We start from the raw sequence: 26,857 nt of genomic DNA, 5'->3' as shown, positions 1-26,857 counted from the left end.
GGACGCAGGCGTTGTCGTCCGCGTCTTCAGGGAGTGAGGCAATGGAAGCGTTCTTCGTGCTGCTGGGACTGGTGCTGCTGGCGATTCCCGTGCTGCTGATCGTGGCGCTGGTTTCGATCAGCAGCCTGCGCCGACGCGTGGCGCAGCTGGAACTGGACATGTTTGCCATGGCCAGGCCGGCAAGGCAGGGCTCGCCTTGGGGGGCGACAGCGGAAGCCGAGCGTGCCGCGCCCGCGACTACGCCAGCGCCAGAAGTGGACCGTCCTGCAACACCGGTCGATGCGGAGCCCGTTGCGCCCAGGCCCGCTTATCTGCGGCCGGAAGCCGTCGAGCGCACACCGCCACCGATCCCGGAGCGCCCCGAGGTGCCGACGCCCGCACCGGTGGCCAAGACGCCTTCTCGCCCGGACCCCATCACCCAACTGCTGGCGGCGGCCAAGCGCTGGTTCACCGAAGGCAACGTGCCGGTGAAGGTCGGCATGCTGGTGCTGCTGGCCGGTGTCGCGGCACTGCTCAAATACGCCGGTGATCAGGGCTGGTTCCGCATGCCGATCGAGCTGCGTTATGCGGGCATTGCGGCGGCAGCGTTGGCGGGCCTGGTGTTTGGGTGGCGGCAGCGTGCGGCGCGCCCGGGATTCGCGCTTGCGTTGCAGGGCGGCACGATTGGCGTGCTGCTGCTGACGGTGTTCGCGGCATTCAAGATTTCCGGCCTGATGCCGGCAGGCGCGGCGTTCGGAATCAGCTTGGTGCTGATTGCTGGCATGTGCGTGCTTGCGGTGCTGCAGGAATCGCGCACGTTGGCCGTGCTGGGCACGCTCGCCGGGTTCCTCGCGCCGATCTGGCTGTCTACCGGCAGCGGCAACCACGTCGCGTTGTTCTCGTACTACGCGCTGCTCAACGCGGGCGTGTTTGCGATTGCGTGGGTGCGTTCCTGGCGGGTGCTGAACCTGCTCGGGTTTGTCTTCACCTTTGGCATCGGCACGATCTGGGGCGTGCTGGATTACCAGCCGGACAAGTTCGCCAGCACCGAGCCGTTCCTGCTGCTGTTCTTTGCTTTCTATCTGCTGATTCCGGTGTTGCATGCGCGGCACGGCGACACCCAGACGCGCGTGATCGACGGAAGCCTGCTGTTCGGCACGCCGCTGGTGGCGTTCTCGCTGCAGGCGGGCCTGCTGCGCGGCGATGGCATGCAGTTGGCGCTGTGTGCATTGGCGCTCGCCGTGATCTACGCCGGCCTTGCCGCATGGTTGCTGCGTGATGCCCGCACCGCGCTGTTGGGGCGTGCCCACGCGTTGCTGGCTGCCGGTTTCGCGACGCTCGCTGTCCCGCTGGCGCTGTCCGCGAAAGCCACGGCAAGCGTGTTCGCGCTCGAAGGGGCAGGGCTGGTCTGGCTGGGCCTGCGCCAGCAGCGCCGGCTGCCGCTGGCCAGTGGTGTGCTGCTGCAGTGTGCCGCGGCGATCAGCTTTGCATTGGGGATCGAAGGCGGCACGCACGACCTCACTGCGGTCGCCAATCCGGCCTTCATGAGCGCGCTGCTGATCGCGCTTGCCGGGTTTGCCAGCGCCTGGATGCTGCAGGCAGGCAAGACCAAAGCGTTGGCTGCGATCGCCTACCTGTGGGCGCTGGCTTGGTGGAGTGGTGCTGGATTGACCGAAATCCAGCGCTTTGCCGCGCTCCCCGATCAGCCGGATCTGGTGCTGGTCCTGCTTGCCGTCACGGCCTGGCTGGCAGCCGAGGTGCATCGCATCCGGCCGGCCGTCGCGCTGTTGTGGACGGTGATGCTGGCATTCGTCCTGGCCATGCCGGTGGCAGGCTGGCAGATGGCCGTACATGCGCAGCCTTTTGCTGGCGGTGGCGCGGTGGCCTGGGGGGTGTTCGCGGCGCTGGGGACGCGCGCGCTGTGGTGCCTGCGCGGGGCCGAAGGCCCTGGTGCGCAGGGCGCGCAGTTCGTGTGGCTGCTGGTCTGGCCGTTGATGTTGTCGATGGCTGGCAGCTGGCTTGCCGACCATGCGCAGCTGGCGGGAGGCTGGGTGTTCGCCTTGCTGGCCTGGCCATGGCTGGCGTTGGCGGCAGTGTCGTTGCTGCGTTGGTCGTGGTTGGCCTGGCCGCGTGGCGATGCGCTCGATGCGTGCCGCCCGGGCATGCAGGCCACGGTGTTCGTGGTGCTGTTGCTGGGCTGGCTGGTGGCGCTGGGTGACAGCCTTGGCGCCGCGCCGTTGCCGTGGTTGCCGCTGCTCAATCCGGGCGAGCTGAGTCAGCTTGCGGTGCTGGCCCTGCTCGCGCGCTGGCTATGGCACGCCAATGTGCCAGCGGGTCTGCAGCGGCGGCGCATCTTCCTGATGGCCGTGGCGGGCATGGTGTTGATCACCAGCTCAACGCTGCACTCGGTCCATCACTGGGGACAGGTGCCGTGGAATGCGCAGCTGCTGTGGACCAGCGTGGCGCAGACCAGCCTGACCGTAGTGTGGAGCGTGCTGGGCGTGATCGCCTGGGTGTTCGGTTCGCGGCGTGGACAGCGTGGACTCTGGCTCAGTGGTGCGCTGCTGATGGGTCTGGTACTGGCCAAGCTGGTGCTGGTCGACCGGCAGCACCTGGGCAACCTGCTGGGCATCGGTTCGTTCATCGCCTATGGATTGCTGTGCACGCTGGTCGGGTATTTCGCGCCGGCGCCGCCGCGTGATGGCGAGCAGGCTGCGGAGGTGCAGGGATGAAGGCGATGTTCCTGATGTTGCTGGTGCCTCTGGCCGCCGCCGCCGCGGGTTCCGGCGACAACTATGTGCAGCAGTGGCCGATGCAGTTGTCGACCGCCGATGCCGGTGCCTACCGGGTCACGTTGTCCGATGCGGTCTATCGCACCGCGCAATCCCCGGTGCTGGCCGATGTTGTGCCCCGCAATGCGCAAGGCCAGCCGCTACCGGCCGCGTTGATGGCGGCCGACTCGCCTTTGGCCATGCCGCCACAGCGCGTGGGCCTGCCGCTGTTCCAGCTGCCTGCGCGTCCTGCGGGCCAGTCCGGCGACCTGCAGCTGATCGCGCAACGCGACGCACAAGGTGCGGTGACCCGGGTGGAAACCCGCCTGCCGGAAGGTGCGACGCAGGCCGCCCGCGCCGGTGGCTGGTTGCTGGATGCCAGCGCCCTGAAATCGCCGGTCCAGGCGGTATGGCTGGAATGGCAGGCGCAACCGCAGCTGCAGGCGGAGTTGCGCCTGGAAGGCAGCGATGACCTGCGCGACTGGTTCCTGATCGACCCGCGCGTCACCGTGGTCGACCTGGACAACGGCCGGCAGCGCCTGAGCCAGCGACGCATCGCGTTGCCATCCAGCGCGCATTACCTGCGGATCGTGCCGGTGTCGGGCAGCGTGCCAGTGTTGCAAAGCGTCCAGGCCGAAGTCGCGGCGCCGGTTGCGGCGCAGCCGTGGCAGTCGGTGCTGCTGGACGGCAAGGCGCTGGAGCGCGGTTTCGAATTCACTTCGCCAGGCCGCTTCCCGGTGGCGCAGGTGGACGTGGTGTCCGGCGGCAACGAGGCGGTCGAATGGATCGTGCAGAGTCGCGATGCCTCCGACGCGCCGTGGGTGCAGCGTGCAGGCCCATGGTTGGCGTACCAGGTGGGCGGCGCCGCGCAACGCTCGGCGCCGCAGCGACTGTCGGTGACCACGCGGGATCGTTACTGGCGCCTGCTGCCGAGCGCGGGCAAGGCGGCCACGGCGCCGCAGCTGCGCCTGGATTACCGGCCCGAGGTCATCGTGTTCCTGGCCCAGGGCACGCCGCTGTATGCGCTGGCCGCGGGCAGCGCCAATGCACGGCGTTCGGATGCGCCGCTGCAGCCGATGATCGCGGCCCTGCGCCAGGACCGTGGGGCGCAATGGCAGCCCGCGTTGGCCGAACTCGCAGCGACGGCGCAACCCCTGCAGGGTGAAGCCGCGCTGCAGCCGGTGGCCGAGAAGCCCGACTGGAAAAAACTGCTGCTCTGGGCGTTGCTGGTCATCGGCGCCCTGGTGGTCGGTGGGTTCGCGGTCAGCTTGTTGCGCGCGAAACAACCGCCTGACGGACCTTCAACCTGACGTGCAGCCACTTCCGGGTTTGCCGCATGGACATGAAGCCCGGACAATAAGGGCCCGTTTTCACCACGGAAGCCGCATGCCCCGCCTCTGCGTGAACGTTTGCCGCCTTGCCGGCCGCCGATGCGGTCGTTGATGCACTGCGATCCCCGGATCGGTGCGGCCCCGTGCGATGGCGCGGGCCAGCGCACGGCGGCCTGCATGCCAGCCAATGCTTCCTCCTGCCGTGCTGCGCGACCTGCCACGGCAACATTTCCGCGGCGTCCGGTGTCCGACGCTACTTTCCTTTCCTCCTGACTTTTCACGAGCTCAAGCCCCCATGACCATCATCCGCATGACCGACCTCGACCTTTCCGGCAAGCGCGTGCTGATCCGACAGGATCTGAACGTGCCGATCGATGACGGCAGGATCACCTCCGAGCAGCGCATCACCGCGTCATTGCCAACCCTGAAGGCCGCGCTTGCGCAGGGCGCGGCGGTGATGGTCACCTCGCACCTGGGGCGCCCGAAGGAAGGCAGCTGGAGCGAGGAAAATTCGCTGGCGCCGGTGGCCAAGCGCCTGTCCGAACTGCTGCACGTGCCGGTGCCGCTGGTACGCGACTGGGTCGATGGCGTACAGGTCGAGCCGGGCCAGATCGTGCTGCTGGAAAACTGCCGCATGAACCTGGGCGAGGGCAAGGATGACGAGGCGCTGGCCCAAAAGTACGCCGCGCTGTGCGATGTGTTCGTCATGGATGCCTTCGGTACCGCGCACCGCGCGCAGGCCTCCACGCACGGCGTGATCAGGTTCGCCCCCATTGCGGCCGGTGGCCCGCTGCTGATGGCCGAACTGGATGCACTGGACAAGGCGCTGGCCGCGCCGGCACGCCCGCTGCTGGCCATCGTCGCCGGCAGCAAGGTCTCGACCAAGCTGGAGCTGCTGTCCAGCCTGGTGGGCAAGGTCGACCAGCTGATCGTCGGTGGCGGCATCGCCAACACCTTCATTTCCGCCGCCGGCTACAGCGTGGGCAAGTCGCTGTGCGAACCGGACCTGCTGGATACCGCGCGCAAGATCGTCGCCGACGCCAAGGCGCGCGGCGCCGAGATTCCGCTGCCCACCGACGTGGTGGTGGCCAAGCAGTTCCTGCCCGATGCCGCAGCGACGGTGAAGCAGGTCGACGCCGTGGATGCCGACGATCTGATCCTGGACATCGGCCCGGACACGGCCGCCGCCTACAGCGAGCTGATCGCCAAGGCCGGCACCGTGGTCTGGAATGGTCCGGTCGGCGTGTTCGAATTCGACGCCTTCGGCAAGGGCACCGAGACCCTGGCGCGTGCGATCGCCGCTTCCCCGGCATTCTCCATCGCCGGTGGCGGTGACACCCTGGCGGCGGTGGACAAGTACGACATCGCCAGCGAGGTCAGCTACATCTCCACCGGCGGCGGTGCGTTCCTGGAATTCCTGGAAGGCAAGACCCTGCCGGCCGTGGCCGCGCTGGAGGCGCGCGGTTCGTGAGCGGCAAACCCACGCTGTTCTTCGACCTGGATGGCACGCTGATTGATTCGGAGCCGGGCATCATCAACGGCATCCAGCATGTGTTCGCGTCGATGCAGCAGCCGGTCCCGGACGCGGCATCGCTGCGGCCGTGGATCGGGCCACCGATGCGCGACAGCTTCCAGTCGGTCTTCGGCGAGGAAGCGCAGGTTGCCCAGGCGCTGGCGCTGTACCGCCAGCGTTACGACACGCTGGGCTGGACCGAACTGACCGTGTATACCGGCATTCCCGAGCTGATCGCCACGTTGAAAGCCGCCGGCCACCGCCTGGCGGTGGTGACCTCCAAGAACGAACGTTCGGCGCGCCAGATCCTGGCGAACCTGCCGTTCGGGACGAGCTTCGAGGAGATTGTTGGCGCCAGCGATGACGGCCAGCGTCGCTTCAAGTCCGATCTCATCGCCGAAGCACTGCGCCGGTTGTCCCTGTCGGCGGAGGCGTGCGTGATGATCGGCGACCGCCGCATGGATATCGAAGGCGCCGTGCATCACCAGATGCGCTGTGTCGGGGTGCTCTGGGGGTTTGGCGACCGCGAGGAGCTGACCACGGCAGGGGCGGGCGCCATCGTGCAAACGCCGGCCGAACTCGAGGCCTGTTTCGCCTGAGCCATTGGCCCGCACGGTACAGGCCAATTGCGCAACTCAATACCAAGAAAATACCAGTTTGGTCGATCCAGGGTTGACTTTGATTTCCTGAAAATTCCTTTAAGTACAATCGCTTGGGTTGATTTTGCTGCAATTTTTCCTGCCGGGTTCATGCCTTGGTTGCACTGCACAAACGGACCACCGCAATGCCTGTGGTAGCGTTTGCAGCTCAGGAGAAAACCATGACCAGCACACATCAGCGCCGTACCAAAATCCTTGCCACGTTGGGCCCGGCGACCGACGCGCCCGGGGTGCTGGAAGACCTCATCCGCGCCGGCGTCAACGTGGTGCGACTCAACTTCTCGCACGGTTCGCCTGACGGCCAGCGCGAGCGCGCCGAAGCCGTGCGCGCCGCCGCTGCCAAGGTGGGTGCCGAGGTCGGCATCCTCGCCGACCTGCCCGGACCGAAGATCCGCATCGAGCGTTTCGCGGCCGGCAAGGTGTATCTGAAGGCCGGTGCGCGCTTCGATCTGGTCGCCGATGAAAACGCGCCTCCGGGCGACGAAACCCAGGTTGGCGTCAGCTACCTGGGCCTGCCGGGTGATGTCGCCCCGGGCGATACGCTGCTGCTGGACGACGGCATGATGCAGCTGCGCGTGGTTGAAGTTCAGGGCCAGCGCATCATCACCGAGGTGCTCAACGAGGCCGCGCTGAGCGACCGCAAGGGCCTGAACAAGCAGGGTGGTGGCCTGTCGCTGGGTGCGCTGACCCCGCATGACCATGATCTGATCGCCGTGGCCGCGGACATCGGCGTGGACTTCATCGCCGTGTCCTTCTGCCGCAATGCCGCGGACATGGAAGAAGCCCGTGCCAGCGCCCGCAAGCATGGCAGCCAGGCGCACATCGTCTCCAAGGTCGAACGTTCCGAGGCCATTACCAATCTCAAGGAAGTGGTCGGCGCCAGCGACGTGGTCATGGTTGCGCGCGGCGACCTGGGTGTGGAGGTTGGCGATGCCGAGCTGCCCGGCCTGCAGAAGCGGATCATCCGCGAGGCCATCGAGCAGAACAAAGTGGTCATTACCGCCACCCAGATGCTGCAGTCGATGGTCGACAGCCCGCTGCCTACGCGTGCCGAGGTCATGGACGTGGCCAACGCCGTGATCGACGGCACCGATGCGGTGATGCTGTCGGGCGAAACCGCGGCGGGCCATTACCCGGTGCGCGCGGTGGAGGCGATGGCGCGGATCTGCGTCGGCGCCGAGCGCTCGTTCAAGATGGACACCGATTTCGAGGCCGCCCAGCGCAACCTGCAGCGCGCCGACCACGCCATCGCGATGGCCACGATGTTCCTGTCCGAGCACATCGGCCTGGGCGGCGTGGTCGCACTGACTGAGTCGGGCGGAACGGCGAACTTCCTGTCGCGGTTCCGTTCGTCGGTGCCGGTGTATGCGTTCTCGCGCGATGACGGTGCGCGCCGACGTATGGCGCTGATGCGCGGCGTCACGCCGGTCGCCTTCGACAGCCGTGGCATGGTGCCGCGCGAGGCAGCGCGCGCCAGCATCCTGCACCTGGTCCAGACCAGCCGCCTGAAGGCGGGCGACAAAGTCGTGTTCACCAGCGGCGAGCACATGGAAATGCATGGCGCCACCAACACCCTGCGCCTGCTGGAAGTGGGCGAAGACGGTCGCGCAAGCGGGCTCGGCGAGTTGTAGGGACTGCTGGAAATGCCGTCATCCCCGAAGAGCCTGCCCCCGCGAAGGCGGGGAGGGGATCCAGCGACGCGTTGAGCCTTCAATGCCGTCATCCCCGCATAGGCGGGGGATCCAGTGACGTTGAGCCTTTGAGAGCTAAAGGCTCTGGGTTCCCGCGGACGCGGGAACGACGGCAGGTTCCTGGCGGGAGACCAAGCCAAAGATGATTGGTCGCTCCGCTTGATGGCATGTAAGCGCTTGCATGGGCGGTTGTGAGTCGGAGCTAACGGATGGGGTGGCTATAATTCCCGTCCCCACCGTCCCGCTACAGGATCCGCATGAGCATCGAACAGCTCGCCGAAACCGCACAGGCCATGGTTGCCCCCGGTAAGGGCATCATCGCCATCGACGAATCTTCGAGCACCATCGCCAAGCGTTTCGCTGGCGTCGGTATCGAGAACACCGAGGAAAACCGTCGCCGCTACCGCGAGCTGCTGCTGACCACGCCGAAGCTGAGCGAGCACGTGTCCGGCGCCATCCTGTACGACGAGACCATCCGTCAGAAGACCAAGGACGGCGTGCCGTTCGCCAAGTACATGGCCAGCCAGGGCATGATCCCGGGCATCAAGGTCGACACAGGCGCGCATCCGCTGGCTGGGTGCCCGGGCGAGCTGGTGACCGAAGGCCTGGACGGCCTGCGCGACCGCCTGAAGGAGTACTACACGCTGGGCGCGCGCTTCGCCAAGTGGCGTGCGGTCATCAACATCGGCGAAGACATTCCGTCTGGCACCTGCATCGAAGCCAACGCCCACGCGCTGGCCCGCTACGCCGCGCTGTGCCAGGAGCAGGGCATCGTGCCGATGGTCGAGCCGGAAGTGCTGATGGACGGCGACCACGACATCCAGACCTGCTATGAAGTGACCGAGGCGACCCTGCGCTCGCTGTTCGGCGCTCTGTACGAGCAGAACGTCCTGCTGGAAGGCACCATCCTCAAGGCATCGATGATCGTGCCGGGCAAGAGCTGCGAGGATCAGGTGGACGTCGATGAAGTGGCCGAATCCACCGTGATGTGCCTGAAGAGCACCGTGCCGGCGATCCTGCCGGGCATCGTGTTCCTGTCCGGTGGCCAGTCCGACCGCGATTCCACCGCGCACCTGGATGCCATGAACCGCCTGGGCAACCTGCCGTGGCCGCTGAGCTTCTCTTACGGCCGCGCCATGCAGCAGGCAGCGCTGGCGCATTGGTCCAAGGATCTGGTCGGCAATTTCGCTAAGGCTCAGTCGATCGTGTTCGACCGCGCCCGCGAAAACGGCCTGGCCGCACTGGGGCAGTGGGAAGGCTGATTGCTTCCTGCAGCGTCAGATGCAAGAACGCCGGCGAAAGCCGGCGTTCTTGTTTGTCCATTCTGGCCTGATGTGGGCTGAGGTCAGGGGCGGAATCAATGCAGCCCTGACATCCGCATATAGCCTTCGATGATCTCGTTGCCCCAGAAGAACACGATCCAGCCGGCAATCGCCAGGTAAGGGCCGAACGGAATCTGGGTCGAGCGATCCCGGCCCTTGGCGACCAGCCAGATGGTGCCGATGATGGCGCCGACCAGGGATGAGAAAAGGATCGTCGGCAGGATACCGGCCAAGCCGGTCCAGGCGCCGATGGCCGCCAGCAGTTTGAAGTCGCCGTGGCCCATGCCTTCCTTGCCGGTCAGTTGCTTGAACAGCCACCACACCGACCAGAGCGAGACATAGCCGGCAATCGCACCCAACAGGGCGGGCTTTGGTTGTATGTAGAGATGTTCCAGGCTGGCGATCAGGCCAAGCCACATCAGTGGCAGCGTCAGCGTGTCGGGCAACAGCCGGGTGCGCAGGTCGATGCCTGACAGCGCCACCAGGAAGCAGCTCAATAGCGCCGCGCCGAAGCCCTGCCAGCCGAAGCCGAAGCGCCAGACGCTGGCCAGTGCCAGCAATCCGACCAGCAACTCGACAGCCGGGTACTGGATCGAGATCGGTGTATGGCAATGCCGGCATTTACCGCGCAGGGCCAGCCAGCTGAACAGCGGAATGTTCTCGAACCACGACAGCTTGTGCTTGCAATGCGGGCAGTGCGAGGGCTCAACCACGATTCCGGGAGGGGGTGGATCGTAGAGGTCCGGCTGCTCCAGGATCTCGTTGGCATCCTGTCGCCACTGCCACTCCAGTCGGCGCGGCAGCCGCAGGATCACCACGTTGAGGAAGCTGCCGACCATCAGGCCAAGCGCGGCCGCGACCGGATACCCCAGTCCGGGGTGTTGATCAAGAAATGCCATCGCTCAGCCGACCACCGCGCCGAGTTTGAAGATCGGCAGGTACATGCCGATGACCATGCCGCCGACCAGCACGCCCAGCACCACCATGATCATCGGTTCGATCAGGCTGCTCAGCGCGTCCACGGCATTGTCGACTTCCTGCTCGTAGTACTCGGCGACCTTGAACAGCATCGTGTCCAGCGCGCCAGCCTCTTCGCCGATGGCGGTCATCTGGACCACCATATGCGGGAACAGGCTGGTCTGCTTCATCGCCATGTTGACCGGGTAGCCGACCGACACGTCATCGCGGATGCGCAGCACGGCCTTCTCGTAGACCGTGCTTCCGGTGGCGCCGGAAATCGTGTCCAAGGCCTCGACCAGTGGAACGCCCGCCTTGAAGGTCACGGCCAGCGTGCGTGAGAAGCGTGCGATTGCACTGTTGTGCATGATCTGGCCGATGACCGGCACCTTGAGGATGACGCGGTCCAGGAAATGCTGGAACGCCAAAGACCGCTTGAACGCCATGACAAAGGCGATGCCGCCGCCGATCAGGATGATGGCCGCGAGCCACCAATAGGAAATGGCGAAATCCGACGCCGCGATGATCATCTTGGTGAAGGCGGGAAGGTCTGCGCCAAAGCTGGTGAAAACAGCCTGGAACTGCGGCACCACGAAAATCAGCAGGATCGCGCTGACGATCAGAGCAACCGCGATGGTCATTGCCGGGTAGAACAATGCCTTCTTGATCTTGCCCTTGAGTGCTTCGGTGTTTTCCTTGTAGTTCGCAATGGTATCCAGCACCGTCTCAAGCACGCCTGCGCCTTCGCCTGCACGCACCAGGTTGCGGTACAGCTCGTCGAACTGGACGGGATATTTGCTGATGGCTTCAGAGAGTGAGGAGCCGCCCTCGATATCGGCCCGGATGCCTTCCAGCATCTTCTTCATGCGCGGGTTCTTATGGCCGCTGCCGATGATTTCCAGGGACGTCACGATGGGGACGCCGGACTTCATCATCGTCGCCATCTGGCGACTGAAGAAGGCAATGTCACCAGGCTTGATCGGTTTGCCGGCTGCGCCAAACAGCGGCTTGGGCTTGGGCTTGAGGACTGTCGGCGTGATGCCCTTGGTCCGCAACTCGGCACGCAGCAGGTTGGCGTTGCGCGCTTCCTGTTCGCCCTGCATCTTGATGCCGCGCTTGTCCGTGCCTTGCCAGACAAAGGTGACCAGCTGTTTGGTGTTGCGCGCGACCGGGGCGGATTTCCGGGCGGCTGAACGGGTTACGGCCATGTTGGTTCCCCAGTTGCCGGCATCCCCATGCCGGGTAGCTCACCCCCCGCATGGTAGCGGGTTCGGCCGGCAAAACAATCGCAGCCTGTCACCCCTCTCTCCCACATGCGGGGAGAGGGGCATAGCAGTCTGCTTATCCGCACAAGCAGGGGAGATGAGTAAAGCCATTCCCCAATAGCATTGTTCCGGCGGTCAATCCTTGGTGACGCGGTTGATCTCGGCCAGGCTGGTCATGCCCTGCTTGGCTTTCCAAAGCGCCGACTGGCGCAGGTCGCGGATGTTTGAGCGCTGGGCGGCCTCGGCAATCTGGATGGCGCCACCGCCTTCCAGCACGATGCTGCTGATCTCATCGGTCATCGGCATCACCTGGTAGATGCCGACACGCCCCTTGTAGCCCTCGGTGCACTCGTCGCAGCCAACGGCCTCGTAGAGGGTGAAGCCTGCATCGAGTTCCGCCTGGGTGAAGCCTTCCGCCAGCAGCGCGTGCGGCGGAATGTCATGCGGCTTCTTGCAGCGTGGGCACAGCCGTCGGGCCAGGCGCTGGGCGATCACCAGCGTCACCGAGCTGGTGATGTTGTACGGCGCGATGCCCATGTTCATCAGGCGTGCGATGGTCTGCGGTGCGTCATTGGTGTGCAGTGTGGACAGCACCATGTGGCCGGTCTGCGCGGCCTTGATCGCGATCTCCGCGGTTTCCAGGTCGCGAATTTCGCCGACCATGATGATGTCCGGGTCCTGGCGCAGGAAGCTACGCAGCGCGGCAGCGAAGGTCATGCCGCGCTTGGTGTTCTGCTGGACCTGGTTGACGCCCGGCAGGCGGATTTCGACAGGGTCCTCGGCGGTGGAAATATTGCGGGTCTCGTCGTTCAAAATGCCCAGCGCCGTATACAGCGATACGGTCTTGCCCGAGCCGGTCGGGCCGGTCACCAGGACCATGCCGTACGGCTTGTGGATGGCCTCCAGGAAGAGTTTCTGCTGGTCCGGCTCGTAGCCCAGTTTGTCGATGCCGAGTTTGGCGGCGCTGCCATCGAGGATACGCAGCACGACCTTTTCGCCGAACAGGGTCGGCAGGGTGCTGACGCGGAAGTCGATCTGGCGGGTCTTGGACAGGTTGAGCTTGATGCGTCCGTCCTGTGGCACGCGCTTCTCGGCGATATCCAGCTGCGACATCACCTTCAGGCGCGCGGCGATGCGCTGGTTGAGTTTGTGCGGCGCCTTGGCGACATGTTTCAGGATGCCGTCGATGCGCAGGCGCACACGGTAGTCGGTTTCGTAGGGTTCGAAATGGATGTCCGAGGCGCCGCGGCGGATCGCATCCACCAGCACCTTGTTGACGAACTTCACCACCGGGGTGTCGTCGCCCTTGGCATCCACGCCGCTGTCAGTGCCGTCCTCGTCGCCGCTGGCCGTATCGAGGTTATCCAGGCCTTCCTCGTCCCCGCCGAGCGCACCCAGCGAATCGGAGGCATTACGCCAGGCCTCCAGGGTGCGCTTGAGCTGGTCGTCCGGTACCAGGATCGGCTCCACCACCAGGTTGGTGTGGAATTTAATCTCGTCCAGGGCCTGCATTCTGGTCGGATCGGAGACGCCTACATAGAGTTTGTTGCCGCGTTTGAACAGCGGCAGGACCTGGTGCTTCTGCAGTAGCTCTTCGCTGACCAGCTTGAGCGCGTTCTGGGACGCATCGAAGACGCCAACATCCATCAACGGTATGCCGAATTCGATGGCATTTGCGGCGGCCAATCCGGCGGGCGCGACCAATTTTTTCTCCTGGATCCACTGGGCCAGCGGGATCTTGGCCTGGGTGGCTTCTGCCATGGCCGTGCGGGCGACGGCCTCCTCCATGGTCCCATCTATGACCAGGCGACGGGCAATGCCGGTGATGCCGACAAGATTGGCGCTGTTGGCGGCCATCGTATTCATGATGCATTCCCCGGTGGCCGTCACGGCCTCGATTTGCTCGCGGGAAAGATATCAGCAAGCAGCCGAAGACGGCGGTGGTGTAGGGCGGGTCTTGACCGGCCATTGGGCCCCGTCATCCTCAATGCCCATGGATCGAAGTCGCTCAAAACAACAAACCCCGCCGAAGCGGGGTTTGTGGGAGGCCGCAATAGTAGCGCTCCAGTGGGTCCGTGCGTGGCGGGTCGAGACCCGCCCTACAGTCCTGCGGTATTAGGGTGTCGCAGCAGTGCGGCAGCTAGCCGGAACGTACTTGGGATCGCCAGCTGAAAGTGAGCAAACCCACTGGACTGGTACATCAGTGGTTGCCTGGGTGGGGGTCATCAACAGAACGGGGGCGGTGGTTGCGCCGGTATCCTGGGTGGTGACGGTAATTACGCCATCCTCGATCTCAATCGAGGCGACATACTTGGTCTCATTGCTGGTATAGCCAGCCGCATCATTGTCAGCTACTTCGGTAGCTACGACCCCTTGGCTTGCAGCAGTTTCGGTGACAGCAAGCTTGGCCGCATCGGCCATCACCAGTGCCTCAGAAACCTTGGAGCGAATGGTGTAGTCCTGATACGCCGGCAGCGCGATGGCCGCCAGGATGGCGATGATGGCGACCACGATCATCAGTTCGATGAGGGTGAAACCGCCCTGCATGTTCTTCTTCATGAAGTAATTCCTTGGGTGGATTGGCTGGATGGTATTGCTTGGGGGCACTGTCTCCCCCGCGCCCCCGGACTGACGCGGACCGTGGGTGCCGTGGAAACCCACGTGCGGTGAGTGTTCAGCAGGAAGCGTGCCAACCTGATCAATTCGGTCAGGTTTCGTACAGCGCCAAATATCTGTCGTTCATCGCGGGGTGTTTATCGAGTGTCGCGAGGGCCTGACGATCTGCGTCACTAGGTGACGTTGGCTGTCAGTTTCGGGGCCGAATGACGGATGGCAAAGGCCAAGTGTGTGCTGGTGCACGGTTGCCGTCATGTGTGGGGATGACGCCCTGGGAAGTGCGCCGCGACCAGGTAAGGCGGGTCTTGACCGCCATTGCGGCACGTTCGCTTCCCAATGCCCGTGAATCGAAGCCACCCCCAAATGGCACACCCCGCCGAAGCGGGGTGTGTGGGAGGTCGCGGGTGCGGCATTCCGTTGGTGCGGTGAGTGGGCGGGTCGAGCCCCGTCCTACTCGATTCCGAGCTTCTTCAGTTTGTAGCGCAGGGCGCGGAAGGTAATGCCCAGCTGCGCGGCGGCCTTGGTCTTGTTCCAGCGGTTGTCTTCGAGCGCCTTGTGGATCGCGGCGCGTTCCATCTGTTCGATATAGGACGGCAGCGGGGCATCGCTTTCGCTGGCGGGTGGCTCGTGCGCGACGGGTGCGGCTGGCTGGCCGAACGGCGCGGGGCTGGAGCGGAACGGGTCGTAGTCCTGTGACGCTGCCTGGGGCGCGGGTGCGGCAGGGGTGCGACGTTCGATCTGTGGCAGGCGTAGGTCGCCGGCGTCGATGGCATCCTCGTCGGCCATGGCCATGGCGCGTTCCAGGATGTTTTCCAGTTCGCGCACGTTGCCGGGGAACGGGTACTGGCCCAGCGCGTCCAGGGCCACCGGCGACAGCAGGGGGGCTGCGCGGTCATGGGTCGCGGCCAGGCGTGTGAGGATGGCCTGGGTCAGCTGGGGCAGGTCGCCGGTGCGCTCGCGCAGGGGCGGCACGCGCAGTTCGATCACGTTGATGCGGTAGTACAGGTCGTGGCGGAAGCGGCCATCGTGGGCCAGTTCGCCCAGGTCCTTGTGGGTGGCCGACAGGATGCGCACGTCCACCTGGATTTCGCCGGAGGCGCCGACCGGGCGGACGGCTTTTTCCTGGATGGCGCGCAGCAGCTTGACCTGCATGGACAGTGGCAGTTCGGCGACTTCGTCCAGGAACAGGGTGCCGCCACTGGCGGCCTGGAACAGGCCGATCTTGTCGGCATGCGCGCCGGTGAAGCTGCCCTTCTTGTGGCCGAAGAACTCGCTTTCCATCAGTTCTGCCGGAATCGCGCCGCAGTTGACCGGGATGAAAGGCCCGTTGGCGCGACCGCCCTGTTCGTGGATGGTGCGGGCGACCAGTTCCTTGCCCACGCCCGATTCGCCCAGGATGTACACGGGGGCCTGGCTGCGGGCCACCTTGGCGATGGTCTGGCGCAGTTCGGCCATCACGCGCGAGTCCCCGAGCAGGCGCATGGCGTGCTGGACCGGGGCGGGCGTCGGTGCTGGGCGCTCGGTGTCGTTCAACTGCAGGGCATTGCGGACCAGGCCGCGCAGGACGTTCAGATCCACCGGCTTGCTGACGAAGTCGAAGGCGCCGGCCTTCAGGGCCTCGACCGCCAGTTCAACGTTGCCGAAGGCGGTGATCATCGCCACCGGCGTCTTGGGGAAATTCCTGGAAATCTCGCTGACCAGTTCGATGCCGTTGCCGTCAGGCAGGCGCATGTCGGTGAAGCACAGGTCGTAGCTGTTCCTGGACAGGAGTTCGCGTGCTTCGCCAAGGTTGGCGGCGGCGTCGATCCGTAGACCCATGCGTCCCAGGGTCAGGGTCAGCAGCTCACGAATGTCACGTTCGTCATCGACGATCAGGGCGCTACGGGGGTCGCTCATCATGGTCTCGCATTGCGTGCGATCCAGTCTAACTGCTGAACAGGTGCAAGGGGGAGGGTGGGGCTGACGAAAAGGCCTCGACATCGATGCCTCATCGAGCGGGGTGTCCGATCGACATCGTTTGAATAGGGCCGTGGGTTGGATGGGGGCTTTCCAGAGGTCGCCGCCCCGGATGCGGCCTGCGGCCTTACCCGGGCTACGTGTCTGCGGGCTGGGTCGGTGGGGGCTTTGCCGGGGTTGCATCTGGCTTTGTTCCTTCTCCCCTCCCGCAAGCGGGGGAGAAGATGCCCGAAGGGCAGATGAGGGGGCTTTCCGCTCGATGCCAACAATGCAATCGACTTTGGATGTCGATCACCGTCGTGAGCATGGTCATCACCGCTCATCCCCCTCACCCCGACCCTCTCCCCCGCATGCGGGGGAGAGGGAGCGCCCTGCAGTGTCGAGGGGACGGTCGCTTCTACGCAGTCAGTAGGCTGTTGGGGCCGGGCATCGCAATCCGGAAACAACTACCGCCGCCGGGCACGGCGACATATTCCAGCGTCGCCTGGTTGGCGCGGCACAGCTCGCGGGCGATGTACAGGCCCAGGCCGGTGCCGTGCTCGGAGGTGGTGAAGAAGGGCCGGAAGAGTTGTGCGGCCACGGCCGCGGGAATGCCCGGGCCGCGGTCCAGGATGTCGATCATCGCCCGCTGGTCCAGCTGGAACACGCGCAGGCGGATGCGGGCAGGTTCGCCCGGCAGGCGTCCGTAGTTCAGGGCGTTGTGCACCAATACCGTCACGACCTGGTGCAGGTGGCGTGGGTCGATCATGGCGGTGACCTGGCGGTTGCCTGTGACTGCCTCCAGGCTGTCGGTCTCGATCGGCATCGATTGCTGGTAGTCGTCGACGAACTGGCGCGCGAACACGTTCAGGTCGGTGTGTTCGGGGGTGGCGCGTTCGCGTCGCGCAAGTCCCAGCACGCTTTCGACGATGCCGTTGGTGCGCTGGCATTGCTGGTGGATGATGCCCAGCAGGTGGCGGTCGCTGGGATTGAATTCACGCGATTCTTCCAGCAGCTGGACCGCGTAGTTGATCGCGGCCAGTGGATTGCGGATCTCGTGGGCCAGGCTGGCCGAAAAGCGGCCCAGCGCCGCAAGCGTCAGCGATTCGGCGCGGCGGGATACGACCGTGGCGTCATCCAGGAAGATCAGCGACAGCTCACTGCCGGCTAGCAGCCGGGCGAAACGCGGCTGGATGTCGGGTTGGTCCGGGGTCAGGGTCAGCGGTGTTTCGTCGTTCTGCCAGCCATTGCGCCAGCGCTGCAGGCGACGGGCGAGTTCAGGGGCGATGCCCTGCAGTAGTGCGCCGCCATCGGTCCCGGCCGCTTCGCCCAGCAGGCCGGTGGCGGCCTCGTTGGACAGCCGGATGCGGCCGTCCAGGTCCACCACCAGCACGCCGGTGCGCATGCGCCGGATGATCAGTTCATTGACTTCGACCAGATTGGCGACTTCGACGCCGCGTGCGTCAGCCAGCTGCTGGCTGCGCCGGGCGCGCAGGCCGACCTGGACTGCCAGCAGGCCAACGGCCAGGTAGCTGACGCAGAACATGACGACTTCGGCAACCGGGCGCGGCGGTCCGTTGTTTGCCAACACGGCGACCAGGTACTCGATGAAGTGCGCGAGCGTGGCCGTCGCCGCCACGCCGACGCCCCAGCGCAGCGGTAGCAGGGTGCAGGCGGCTGCGACGTTGAACAGCAGCAGCATCGCCACGCCTGGCGCCGCGTCCGGCAAGGCGTACGTGATTAGGCTGGCGACCGTCAGATCCACGCAGGCGCCACCGATCACGATCCGCAGCAGCCGGTTCTCGCTGCGGCCAAAGAGCAGCATCGCCAGCGAGAACACCAGGTAGAACACGGTGACGGCCGTGGCCAGCGCCGGGGAATTGATCGCGCCGGCGCTCAGGACATCGGACAGCGGGCTGAACAGCAGTCCGGCCAGGATGCCGGCTTCCAGGACGCGGTACAGGGCCAGGAAATACAGTTCGCGGCGCGGTTCGGAGACCAATGCCAGGACGGGCGTCTTTGCGGGCACGGTGCTCAAGCTGGGGGAATCCTTCCACTGGATGGAACGAATGGAAGTATAGGGGGCGCTCCGGAAACTGGTGGTTTTGCGTCGCAACACACCCTTGGGTGACAATGCGCGGCCCATCGGCACCCGGCTGTCCCCGATCGTGGGACGTGCCCCGGCGCGCGATGCGTACTGACCTTATTAATACGGTGACGCATGAATTTCCACGAATATCAGGCAAAACAACTGCTTGCCGAATACGGCATCCCGGTCCCGGCAGGTAAAGTCGCCGCCACGCCGGACGAGGCGGTCGAAGCCGCCAAGTCGCTGGGCGCAGGCCCCTGGATGGTCAAGGCGCAGATCCACGCCGGTGGCCGCGGCAAGGCCGGCGGCGTCAAGTTCTGCAAGACCACCGATGACGTGAAGGCGATCGCCGCCAAGCTGCTCGGCACCAAGATGGCCACCTACCAGACCGCCGGCGTCGAGCTGCCGATCAACCTGGTGCTGGTGACCACCGCCGGCGAGATCGTCAAGGAACTGTACCTGTCGGTGCTGGTCGACCGTGGCACCAAGACCATCACCTACATCGCCTCGTCGGAAGGCGGCGTGGAGATCGAGCAGGTCGCTGCTGAAACCCCGGAGCTGATCCATTCGCTCAACGTCGATTTCGTCGAAGGCGTGCAGGGTTACCACGGTCGCGATTTCGGCTTCAAGCTCGGCCTGACCGCCAAGCAGGCCGGCCAGCTCGCCAGCATCATGGTCAACCTGTACCGCCTGTTCAACGAAAAGGACCTGGCGCTGGTTGAAATCAACCCGCTGGCGATCCTGGACGACGGCAACCTGTACGCGCTGGACGGCAAGTTCGAGAGCGACGACAACGCCGGCTTCCGCCACAAGGAACTGGTCGCCCTGCGCGACAAGACCCAGGAAGACGAAACCGAAGTGACCGCTTCGGAGCTGGACATCAACTACGTCACCATGGACGGCAACATCGGCTGCATGGTCAACGGCGCCGGCCTGGCCATGGCCACCATGGACGTGATCAAGCTCAACGGCGGCGAGCCGGCGAACTTCCTGGATGTGGGCGGCGGCGCCAACAAGCAGCGCGTGATCGAGGCGTTTAAGCTGATCCTGTCCTCGGACAAGGTCGAAGGCATCTTCGTCAACATCTTCGGCGGCATCGTCCGCTGCGACATGATTGCCGAAGGCATCATTGCCGCGGTCAAGGAAGTGGGCGTCAAGGTCCCGGTGGTCGTCCGCCTGGAAGGCACCAACGTGGAAGAAGGCAAGCAGCTGCTGCGCGACAGCGGCATGGCCATCATCCCGGCCGACAACATCAACGACGGTGCCAAGAAGGTCGTTGAAGCGGTCAAAGCCGCCGCCTAACCGTCCACGGTAGAGGGATGCTGGCAGCGCTCCGTTTTGCCCCTTGAGTCAAGGGGCGGGCACGTCGCACAGCGACGTGATGGGGTTCTGGTGGCATGCAACGCGGACATCGGCGTCAGACCGATGCCCGGGCATCCGAAGCCGGCCCAATAAAATTACGAAGGACTCAACGAAATGTCCGTTTTGATCAATAAAGAAACCAAGGTGATCGTGCAGGGCTTCACCGGCCAGCAGGGCACCTTCCACGCCACCCAGATGGTCGAGTACGGCACCAAGGTCGTCGGCGGCGTCACCCCGGGCAAGGGCGGCACAACCCACATCGACCTGCCGGTCTTCAACACCGTGGCCGAAGCCGTGCAGAGCTACCGGCGCCGATGCGTCGGTGATCTACGTGCCGCCGCCGTACGCGGCCGACGCGATCCTGGAAGCGGCCGCAGCCGGCATCAAGGTCATCGTCTGCATCACCGAGGGCATCCCGGTGCTGGACATGCTGCGCGTCAAGAACGTGCTGACCCGTTCGCATCCGGACACCGTGCTGATCGGGCCGAACTGCCCCGGCGTGATCACCCCGGGCGAGTGCAAGATCGGCATCATGCCGGGCCACATCCACAAGCCGGGCAAGATCGGCATCGTGTCGCGTTCGGGCACCCTGACCTATGAAGCGGTCAAGCAGACCACCGAAGTCGGCCTGGGCCAGTCCACCTGCATCGGCATCGGCGGCGACCCGATCAACGGCCTGAACTTCGTCGACTGCCTCAAGCTGTTCAACGAAGACCCGCAGACCGAAGGCATCATCATGGTCGGCGAAATCGGTGGCGACGCCGAGGAAGCTGGTGCCGAGTACATCAAGCAGTACGTCAAGAAGCCGGTCGTCGGCTTCATCGCCGGCGCCTCGGCCCCGGCTGGAAAGCGCATGGGCCACGCGGGTGCGATCGCATCGGGTGGCAAGGGCACGGCCGAAGGCAAGTTCGCCGCGATGGAAGCGGCCGGCGTTGTCACCGTCCGTTCGCCGGGCGACCTGGGCGCGGCCATCGCCAAGCTGGTGAAGTAAGCCGCAAGCCTTCGGGCTTGAGCGGTTGTTCGACGCGGGTCGCCTTCGGGCGGCCCGTTGTCGTTTGAGCGGGGCGGATATGTCCTACCAGACTACGTCGCGCTGATTTGCCCCCTCTCCCCCACAAATGGGGGAGAGGGGGTAAACGCGTCGAGCAGACAGACAGTTGCTCCTACAGATCATCGCGATTGGAGAAGTCACGCGCGCGTTTCGGCGGGCGCATGGAAGGGGCAAAATGGCGCCTGTTTTGACTTCCGTGCCCACCGCATGCGCCTGCTCGCGTTTGAAACCTCCACCGAAGCCTGTTCCGTGGCCCTGCACGTCGATGGGCGGGTGAGCGAGCGCTTCGAGATCGCGCCGCGTCGCCATGCCGAGCTGTCGCTGCCATGGGCGCAGGCGCTGCTGGACGAAGCGGGTGTGGCCAAGTCGCAACTCGATGCGATTGCGGTGGGTCGCGGGCCGGGTGCGTTCACTGGCGTGCGGCTGGCGATCGCGCTGGGGCAGGGCCTGGCGCTGGCGCTGGATCGGCCGCTGCTGGCGGTGTCGACCCTGCAGGCATTGGTACTGCGCGCGCCGTCCGGTGCAGGCAAGGTGGTTGCCGCGATCGATGCGCGGATGGGCGAAGTCTATGCAGCCTGTTTCCGTCGCAACGGCGATGTGCTGGACGCGCTGGATGTCGAAATCGTCGGCTCGCCCGACGTGGTGCAACTCGCGGACACGCTGGGCGGCTGGCATGCGGTCGGCACCGGTTTCAGTGCTGCCGAGGGCGTGCTGGCGGCGCGGTTCGGCGACCGGCTGATGGCAGTGGATGCTCGCGGCATTGCCGCATGCCGCCGATGTGGCGACGCTGGCTGTGGCGGCTTATGCCCGCGGGGATCGCACGGCGCCGGAGCTGGTCGAGCCGGCCTATCTGCGCAACAACGTTGCCTTGACCCTGGAAGAGCAGCAGGCGGCGCGGGCGGCCAAGCAGGCCACGTAGGAGCGGCCCATGGTCGCGAGGGGCATTACCGGTACGGCCTTTCGCGGCCATGGGCCGCTCCTACTGGTCGCGGACTTCCCCACCAGGCAGGAACACCCAGGTGCGGGTGACATGCAGGACGTCGATGTTTTCTTCGTTCGGCGGCAGCGGCGGGAACGGCGCTGACAGGGTGACGATGCGCAGGGCAGTGGAATCCAGCAGCGGCACGCCGCTGGACTGGATGATGCTGCTCTGCTCGATGCTGCCATCGCGGCGCACGGCCACCGAAATCACGACCTGTCCGCTGAGCCGCCTGCGGCGCGCTTCATCCGGGTAGTTGAGGTTGCCGACCCGCTCGGCACGGTCCACCCAGGCGCGCAGATAGTTGGCCCAGACGTATTCGCGGGTGCTGGCCGAGACGAACTTGCGCTTGGGGCGCTTGGCGTACAGGTCCGAGCGCAGGTGGATCTCGGCGGCCAGCCGCGCCATCTCCATGTCGTGCTCGATCTTCTGTTCGCCATGGGGCAGGTCGGGCTGGTCGGGTTGCGGCCGGGCTTCCTGCGGTGGCACGGCCTGATCCGAATCCCGCGTGGTGATCACCCGCGCTTGCGGCGGTGGTGCGGCGTTGGGCGACTGGGCGCGCAGTGGTTCCGGCGCCACGCCGGCCTCGGCTTGCGGCACCCAGCCGGCCTGGGCCTCGCGCGGGCGCTGCGACTTGTCGCGATCGCCGCCGCCCTGCTGGTTGGCCGCAGCCAGGAAATCGGCCTGCTTGGGTGTGAGCGGCGTGCTGGTCTGGCTGAGGATCACGTCCAGCGTCGGGATCACCGGCGCGTCGTCATCCAGGGCAAAGCCCAGTCCCAGCAGCACGATGCCGTGCACCAGCAGCGACAGCGCCAGGGTCGCGCCCAGCCGTGCGTTTTCGTCGATCCGGGGACTGGTCAGCTGCGCGGACATGATTAGTGCGCGTCATCCAGGTTGCGTTGGGCGCGCTTCTCCGCGACCTGATGGCCTGACGTGCGCGATGCGATGCCAGCTGCGCGCTGCTGGCAGCCAATGCACTTCACTTCGACTGCGGGATGCGCGCTCAGGCTGCGAGCCTGCGCTCGATGGCATCGAACAGCAGGCCGGCGATATTGAGGCCGAACTGTGCATCCAGCTCGCGCACGCAGGTGGGACTGGTGACGTTGACTTCGGTCAGGTAGTCGCCGATCACGTCCAGGCCGACGAACAGCATGCCGTGGGCCTTCATGGTCGGCGCGACCTGCTGGGCGATCCAGCGATCGCGTTCGCTGATGGGCCTGCCTTCGCCGCGGCCACCGGCCGCCAGGTTGCCGCGGAATTCGTCGCCCTGCGGGATGCGCGCCAGGCAGTAGTCGATCACCTGCCCGTCGACCAGCAGCACGCGCTTGTCGCCGGCGCTGATGTCCGGGATGAACTTCTGCGCCAGGGCCAGCTTGCGGTTGCCGTCGGTCAGGGTTTCCAGGATCACGTTGAGGTTGGGATCGCCGGTGCCGGTGCGGAAGATCGAACGCCCGCCCATGCCGTCCAGCGGCTTGAGCACGGCCTGGCCGTGTTCCAGGACGAAGGCCTTGAGTTCGGCCGCGTTGCGGCTGACCCGGGTCGGCGGGCAGCACTGCGGGAACAGCAGCGCGGCCAGCTTCTCGTTGTAGTCGCGCAGTCCCTGTGGGTTGTTGACCACCAGCGCGCCGGCGTTCTGGGCCACATCCAGCACCTGGGTGTCGTAGATGTATTCGGCGTCGACCGGCGGGTCCTTGCGCATCAGCACCACCTGGCCCGGGCCGAAGCTGAACTCGGATTCCGCGCCCAGGGTGTACCAGCCGGCCTTGTCGTCGGCCACGGTCAGCGGCGCGACCCGGGCGACGGCGGCGCCATCGCGCAGCGACAGCCCGCCTGGCACTACGTAATGCAGGCGGTGGCCGCGGCGCTGGGCTTCCAGCAGCATGGCGAAAGTAGTGTCTTTGGCGATCTTGATCGACCCGATGGGGTCCATCACCACGATGACGTCGGCGCTCATGATTCGGTGCAGGGGGAGGCAATCGGCAGGCGATGGTAACAGGCGGCGAATGGCCTTCGTTCTGCAATACGCGTCACACAGCGTGCTGAACCCGATGCGCCGTCTTGACAGGCTGCGCCGCCGGATGGGATATAGAGCGCTTCGCAGCGGCGCCATCCATGAAGTGCCGCGCGCAAGGGGAAAGATCTGCGATGACAGACAATGACAGCCAGGCCGGCAGTTTCGGCGGCCTGCGGGTGATGGTGATCGATGATTCGAAGACCATCCGGCGCACGGCCGAAACCCTGCTCAAGCGCGAGGGGTGCGACGTCGTGACCGCGACGGATGGATTCGAGGCGCTGGCCAAGATTGCCGACCAGCAGCCACAGATCATCTTCGTGGACATCATGATGCCGCGCCTGGATGGATATCAGACCTGCGCGCTGATCAAGAACAACCAGGTCTTCAAGACCACGCCGGTGATCATGCTGTCCTCCAAGGATGGCCTGTTCGACAAGGCGCGTGGCCGCATCGTCGGCTCCCAGCAGTACCTCACCAAGCCATTCACGCGTGAGGAACTGCTCGACGCCATCCGTACCCACGTGGCTGCCTGAGCAAGGGGAAACGTCATGGATGCCGCTTCCCTCACCCGATCCGCCGCGCGACGCGGCGCCTGCCACGGCCACCTGGAGGCGCAGGCATGATCCGCACCCCGTTCGACATCCTGGCCGACTACGAGCGCCGCAGCCTGGCCCATGCCGTGGTCCTGCCGGAAGTGAATGCCAACGCCGACCAGTGGCGTGGCGTGGCCTACCGCATCGGCTCGCGCCGGCTGGTGTCCAGCTTCGACGAAGTCGTGGAAATCGTGCCGATCCCGCCGGTCACGCCGGTGCCGGGCGCGCAGCCCTGGCTGCTGGGCGTGGGCAACCTGCGCGGCAACCTGTTCCCGGTGATCGACCTGAAGCAGTTCCTGCAGGGCGAACGCACCGTGCTGCATGAAGGCCAGCGCGTGCTGGTGGTGCGCCAGGCCGGCGGCGACGTGGCGCTGACCATCGACGAGTTGTACGGCCAGCGCAGTTTCGACACCGGCCAGGCGACCGAACCGGGCGCGCTGGCCGACGGCCGGTTCGGGCATTTCGTGTCGCAGGCCTTTGCCAGCGATGGGCAGGAATGGGGGGTGTTCGCGCTGTCGTTGCTGGCGCGCACGCCGGAGTTCAGGCACGCCGCGCAGTAACGCGCACTGCCGACGATCGCGAGGCTGGGGAAGCCACGATCGGTGTTCATTGATGCATTTTTCCAGGGGTATTAGGAATGAGTACTGCGGCGGAAACTCCCAAGGCCAGGATCGGCGGCATGGGAACCACGTTCTGGGCGATCCTGTTGATCGTGTCGTTCCTGGTCGTGGCGGCCAACACGGCCATGTCGACTTACCAAGGCAGCCGCCTGTCGAGCGCAGGCACTGGCGCGGCCGACCTGCAGGTGCTGTCGCAGCAGCTGGCCAACCAGGGCAACGAAGCGGTCGGCGGTAACGCCAAGGCCTACACCGCCTTCAAGGCCACGCGCGAGCGCATCAACCAGAACATCACCACGCTGCAGTCGCGCTTCGGCCAGGAGCCGGGCGTGAAGGGCGCGCTGGACAAGCTGCTGACCACCTGGAAACCGCTGGATGCCAGTGCCAACCAGATCGTGACCGCGGAGCCGGCCGTGCTGGCCCTGTCCGGCAACGCCAATCGCTTCGGCGCACAGGTGCCGCAGCTGCAGGCGCAGCTCAACGAAGTCGTGCGCGCCATGTCCGCCAGCGGCGCGCCGGCCTCGCAGGTCTACAGCGCCCTGCAGGAAGTGGTGGTCGCCGGGCGCATGGCCCGCAACGTGACTGAAATGCGCGCCGGCGGCAGCACCGCGGCCATGGCCGGCGATGCGCTGGCCCGCGATGCACTGGTGTTCGGCCAGGTCCTCGAAGGCCTGCGCAGCGGCAACGAAGAGCTGGGCATCACCCCGCTGCGGGCGCCCGCGGCGCTGCAGACGCTGGAGCAATCGCAGACCCTGTGGACCGGGATGAAGCGTGACCTGGATGCCATCCTGAGCAGCTCGCGCAACCTGTTTGCCGCGCAGTCGGCCTCCGCTGCCATCACCGATGGCTCGGGCAAGATGCTCGACGACAGCAAGGCGCTGTTCAACGCCTTCTCCGCGTTTGGTTCGGTGCGCGATACGCGCCTGTTCCCGAACCTCTGGTACACCATCGTCGGCGGCGTGCTGCTGGTCATCTCGCTGGTCGCCCTGCTGTACAGCCTGTACGCCGGCAGCCGCCGCGAGCAGGAAAGCCGCTACCAGACCCAGGTGGAATACAACAGCCGCAACCAGCAGGCGATCATGCGGTTGCTGGACGAAATCAGTTCGTTGGGTGAAGGCGACCTGACGGTCAAGGCCTCGGTCACCGAGGACATGACAGGCGCCATCGCAGACGCCATCAACTATGCCGTGGACGAACTGCGCAACCTGGTGACCACGATCAACGACACCTCGGTGCAGGTGGCGGCTTCGACCCAGGAAACCCAGGCCACCGCGCTGCAGCTGGCCGAAGCGGCCAACCACCAGGCCGAACAGATCACTACCGCCTCGGACCGCATCAACGAGATCGCGGTCAGCATCGAGGAAGTCTCGCGCAACTCCACCGATTCGGCCGAAGTGGCGCAGCGCTCGGTGCTGATCGCGACCGAAGGTGCCGGCGTGGTGCGTGAAACCATCCGCGGCATGGACCAGATCCGCGACCAGATCCAGGAAACCTCCAAGCGCATCAAGCGCCTGGGCGAGTCCTCGCAGGAAATCGGCTCGGTGGTGGAACTGATCAACGACATTTCCGAGCAGACCAACATCCTGGCGCTTAACGCTGCGGTGCAGGCGGCCTCGGCCGGCGAGGCTGGTCGCGGTTTTGCCGTGGTGGCCGACGAAGTGCAGCGCCTGGCAGAACGCACGTCCGGTGCGACCCGGCGCATCGAATCGCTGGTCCAGGCCATCCAGGCCGACACCAACGAGGCAGTCAGCTCGATGGAGCAGACCACCTCCGAAGTGGTGTCCGGCGCACGCCTGGCCGAGGATGCCGGTACCGCCTTGGGCGAGATCGAGCGCGTGTCCAGCGACTTGAACGAACTCATCAAGAACATCTCGACCGCCGCCCAGCAGCAGTCGACCGCGGCGTTGGACATCACCCAGACGATGGGCGTGATCCAGCGCATCACCTCGCAGACCTCGCAGGGTGCGGGGCAGACGGCCGAATCGATTGGACACCTGACGCAGCTGGCTTCGGACCTGCGCCGTTCGGTGGCCGACTTCAAGCTGCCGGGCTGAGGAACGACACGGATGAAGTGCATCAGCGACAACACGGCTGACACCCGCTTGCGGGGCCG

General features: G+C 65.6%; 18 protein-coding genes and 2 pseudogenes. 12 read left to right on the top strand and 8 right to left on the bottom strand.

Annotated features, from left to right (window positions below; translation table 11 throughout):
- The first annotated feature begins 41 nt into the window (after nucleotides 1-41).
- From O8I58_RS06550 to O8I58_RS06525, 6 genes are all read left to right on the top strand, one after another.
- Entirely contained in the window at nucleotides 42-2,711 is a 2,670-nt protein-coding gene (locus tag O8I58_RS06550; RefSeq protein WP_298322806.1) for a DUF2339 domain-containing protein, read from the top strand.
- Nucleotides 2,708-4,060: a DUF3999 domain-containing protein gene (locus O8I58_RS06545; protein ID WP_298321592.1), complete on the top strand. Its 1,353-nt coding sequence runs from the start codon at nucleotides 2,708-2,710 to the stop codon at nucleotides 4,058-4,060. The genes O8I58_RS06550 and O8I58_RS06545 overlap by 4 nt, the downstream gene beginning before the upstream one ends.
- A gap of 316 nt (nucleotides 4,061-4,376) precedes the next feature.
- Nucleotides 4,377-5,552, top strand: coding sequence for a phosphoglycerate kinase (locus O8I58_RS06540; protein WP_298321591.1), 1,176 nt, complete (start codon nucleotides 4,377-4,379; stop codon nucleotides 5,550-5,552).
- On the top strand, nucleotides 5,549-6,193 hold the full coding sequence (locus O8I58_RS06535) for an HAD family hydrolase (RefSeq protein WP_298321590.1): 645 nt from the start codon (nucleotides 5,549-5,551) through the stop codon (nucleotides 6,191-6,193). Before O8I58_RS06540 ends, O8I58_RS06535 begins: the two co-directional genes overlap by 4 nt.
- A 221-nt stretch (nucleotides 6,194-6,414) precedes the next feature.
- The gene (gene pyk / locus O8I58_RS06530; protein ID WP_298321589.1) at nucleotides 6,415-7,884 is read left to right on the top strand and encodes a pyruvate kinase; all 1,470 of its coding nucleotides are present in this window, start codon (nucleotides 6,415-6,417) and stop codon (nucleotides 7,882-7,884) included.
- A 317-nt stretch (nucleotides 7,885-8,201) separates the two neighbouring features.
- The gene (locus O8I58_RS06525; RefSeq protein WP_298321588.1) at nucleotides 8,202-9,206 is read left to right on the top strand and encodes a class I fructose-bisphosphate aldolase; all 1,005 of its coding nucleotides are present in this window, start codon (nucleotides 8,202-8,204) and stop codon (nucleotides 9,204-9,206) included.
- A gap of 95 nt (nucleotides 9,207-9,301) precedes the next feature.
- Here O8I58_RS06525 and O8I58_RS06520 read toward each other — a convergent pair whose 3' ends face one another.
- The 6 genes from O8I58_RS06520 to O8I58_RS06495 all read right to left on the bottom strand — a co-directional run bounded on the left by O8I58_RS06520 (nucleotide 9,302) and on the right by O8I58_RS06495 (nucleotide 18,077).
- Nucleotides 9,302-10,165, bottom strand: coding sequence for a prepilin peptidase (locus O8I58_RS06520; RefSeq protein WP_298321587.1), 864 nt, complete (start codon nucleotides 10,163-10,165; stop codon nucleotides 9,302-9,304).
- A 3-nt stretch (nucleotides 10,166-10,168) separates the two neighbouring features.
- On the bottom strand, nucleotides 10,169-11,431 hold the full coding sequence (locus O8I58_RS06515) for a type II secretion system F family protein (protein ID WP_298321586.1): 1,263 nt from the start codon (nucleotides 11,429-11,431) through the stop codon (nucleotides 10,169-10,171).
- 192 nt (nucleotides 11,432-11,623) lie between these two features.
- Nucleotides 11,624-13,354 (bottom strand): type IV-A pilus assembly ATPase PilB, encoded by a 1,731-nt coding sequence (gene pilB / locus O8I58_RS06510; RefSeq protein ID WP_298321585.1) that lies wholly within the window; start codon nucleotides 13,352-13,354, stop codon nucleotides 11,624-11,626.
- Nucleotides 13,355-13,603: 249 nt separating this feature from the next.
- Nucleotides 13,604-14,047, bottom strand: coding sequence for a pilin (locus O8I58_RS06505; protein ID WP_298321584.1), 444 nt, complete (start codon nucleotides 14,045-14,047; stop codon nucleotides 13,604-13,606).
- Nucleotides 14,048-14,554: 507 nt separating this feature from the next.
- On the bottom strand, nucleotides 14,555-16,000 hold the full coding sequence (locus O8I58_RS06500) for a sigma-54-dependent transcriptional regulator (protein ID WP_298321583.1): 1,446 nt from the start codon (nucleotides 15,998-16,000) through the stop codon (nucleotides 14,555-14,557).
- 457 nt (nucleotides 16,001-16,457) lie between these two features.
- Nucleotides 16,458-18,077 carry a sensor histidine kinase gene (locus tag O8I58_RS06495; protein WP_298321582.1) on the bottom strand — a complete coding sequence of 540 codons (1,620 nt, stop codon included), beginning with the start codon at nucleotides 18,075-18,077 and terminating at the stop codon, nucleotides 16,458-16,460.
- Nucleotides 18,078-18,260: 183 nt separating this feature from the next.
- Here O8I58_RS06495 and sucC point away from each other — a divergent pair, with 183 nt between their 5' ends.
- The 3 genes and pseudogenes from sucC (at nucleotide 18,261) to tsaB (ending at nucleotide 21,460) form a co-directional block, all read left to right on the top strand.
- Nucleotides 18,261-19,430: an ADP-forming succinate--CoA ligase subunit beta gene (gene sucC / locus O8I58_RS06490; protein ID WP_298321581.1), complete on the top strand. Its 1,170-nt coding sequence runs from the start codon at nucleotides 18,261-18,263 to the stop codon at nucleotides 19,428-19,430.
- 174 nt (nucleotides 19,431-19,604) lie between these two features.
- Nucleotides 19,605-20,481, top strand: a pseudogene (sucD, locus tag O8I58_RS06485) (succinate--CoA ligase subunit alpha).
- A 267-nt stretch (nucleotides 20,482-20,748) separates the two neighbouring features.
- Nucleotides 20,749-21,460, top strand: a pseudogene (gene tsaB, locus O8I58_RS06480) (tRNA (adenosine(37)-N6)-threonylcarbamoyltransferase complex dimerization subunit type 1 TsaB).
- A 60-nt stretch (nucleotides 21,461-21,520) separates the two neighbouring features.
- On the opposite strand, the gene O8I58_RS06475 reads toward tsaB, so the two are convergent.
- Together O8I58_RS06475 and gshB are read right to left on the bottom strand one after the other, a co-directional pair.
- Nucleotides 21,521-22,393, bottom strand: coding sequence for an energy transducer TonB (locus O8I58_RS06475; protein WP_298321580.1), 873 nt, complete (start codon nucleotides 22,391-22,393; stop codon nucleotides 21,521-21,523).
- Between the two features lie 130 nt (nucleotides 22,394-22,523).
- Nucleotides 22,524-23,474, bottom strand: a complete 951-nt coding sequence (gene gshB, locus O8I58_RS06470) for a glutathione synthase (RefSeq protein WP_298321579.1) — start codon at nucleotides 23,472-23,474, stop codon at nucleotides 22,524-22,526.
- A gap of 191 nt (nucleotides 23,475-23,665) precedes the next feature.
- Here gshB and pilG point away from each other — a divergent pair, with 191 nt between their 5' ends.
- From pilG to O8I58_RS06455, 3 genes are all read left to right on the top strand, one after another.
- Nucleotides 23,666-24,067: a twitching motility response regulator PilG gene (gene pilG, locus O8I58_RS06465; RefSeq protein ID WP_298321578.1), complete on the top strand. Its 402-nt coding sequence runs from the start codon at nucleotides 23,666-23,668 to the stop codon at nucleotides 24,065-24,067.
- A gap of 89 nt (nucleotides 24,068-24,156) precedes the next feature.
- Nucleotides 24,157-24,687: a chemotaxis protein CheW gene (locus O8I58_RS06460; protein WP_298322803.1), complete on the top strand. Its 531-nt coding sequence runs from the start codon at nucleotides 24,157-24,159 to the stop codon at nucleotides 24,685-24,687.
- Between the two features lie 77 nt (nucleotides 24,688-24,764).
- A complete protein-coding gene (locus tag O8I58_RS06455; protein ID WP_298321577.1) occupies nucleotides 24,765-26,798 on the top strand; it encodes a methyl-accepting chemotaxis protein in 2,034 nt (677 codons plus the stop codon).
- The last annotated feature ends 59 nt before the right edge of the window (nucleotides 26,799-26,857 follow it).

The sequence above is a fragment of the Pseudoxanthomonas sp. genome (assembly GCF_027498035.1).
In the GTDB taxonomy this organism is placed as follows: domain Bacteria; phylum Pseudomonadota; class Gammaproteobacteria; order Xanthomonadales; family Xanthomonadaceae; genus Pseudoxanthomonas_A.
The sequence above is the reverse complement of the archived record's forward strand: the minus strand, read 5'-3'. Positions and strand labels throughout refer to the sequence as shown.

Excerpts from the sequence above, each read along its gene's own strand:
- O8I58_RS06550 (WP_298322806.1), top strand. The coding sequence starts at position 42 with ATGGAAGCGTTCTTCGTGCTGCTGGGACTGGTGCTGCTGGCGATTCCC.
- O8I58_RS06545 (WP_298321592.1), top strand. The coding sequence starts at position 2,708 with ATGAAGGCGATGTTCCTGATGTTGCTGGTGCCTCTGGCCGCCGCCGCC.
- O8I58_RS06540 (WP_298321591.1), top strand. The coding sequence starts at position 4,377 with ATGACCATCATCCGCATGACCGACCTCGACCTTTCCGGCAAGCGCGTG.
- pyk (WP_298321589.1), top strand. The coding sequence starts at position 6,415 with ATGACCAGCACACATCAGCGCCGTACCAAAATCCTTGCCACGTTGGGC.
- O8I58_RS06525 (WP_298321588.1), top strand. The coding sequence starts at position 8,202 with ATGAGCATCGAACAGCTCGCCGAAACCGCACAGGCCATGGTTGCCCCC.
- O8I58_RS06520 (WP_298321587.1), bottom strand. The coding sequence starts at position 10,165 with ATGGCATTTCTTGATCAACACCCCGGACTGGGGTATCCGGTCGCGGCC.
- O8I58_RS06515 (WP_298321586.1), bottom strand. The coding sequence starts at position 11,431 with ATGGCCGTAACCCGTTCAGCCGCCCGGAAATCCGCCCCGGTCGCGCGC.
- pilB (WP_298321585.1), bottom strand. The coding sequence starts at position 13,354 with ATGAATACGATGGCCGCCAACAGCGCCAATCTTGTCGGCATCACCGGC.
- O8I58_RS06505 (WP_298321584.1), bottom strand. The coding sequence starts at position 14,047 with ATGAAGAAGAACATGCAGGGCGGTTTCACCCTCATCGAACTGATGATC.
- O8I58_RS06500 (WP_298321583.1), bottom strand. The coding sequence starts at position 16,000 with ATGAGCGACCCCCGTAGCGCCCTGATCGTCGATGACGAACGTGACATT.
- sucC (WP_298321581.1), top strand. The coding sequence starts at position 18,261 with ATGAATTTCCACGAATATCAGGCAAAACAACTGCTTGCCGAATACGGC.
- O8I58_RS06475 (WP_298321580.1), bottom strand. The coding sequence starts at position 22,393 with ATGTCCGCGCAGCTGACCAGTCCCCGGATCGACGAAAACGCACGGCTG.
- gshB (WP_298321579.1), bottom strand. The coding sequence starts at position 23,474 with ATGAGCGCCGACGTCATCGTGGTGATGGACCCCATCGGGTCGATCAAG.
- pilG (WP_298321578.1), top strand. The coding sequence starts at position 23,666 with ATGACAGACAATGACAGCCAGGCCGGCAGTTTCGGCGGCCTGCGGGTG.
- O8I58_RS06455 (WP_298321577.1), top strand. The coding sequence starts at position 24,765 with ATGAGTACTGCGGCGGAAACTCCCAAGGCCAGGATCGGCGGCATGGGA.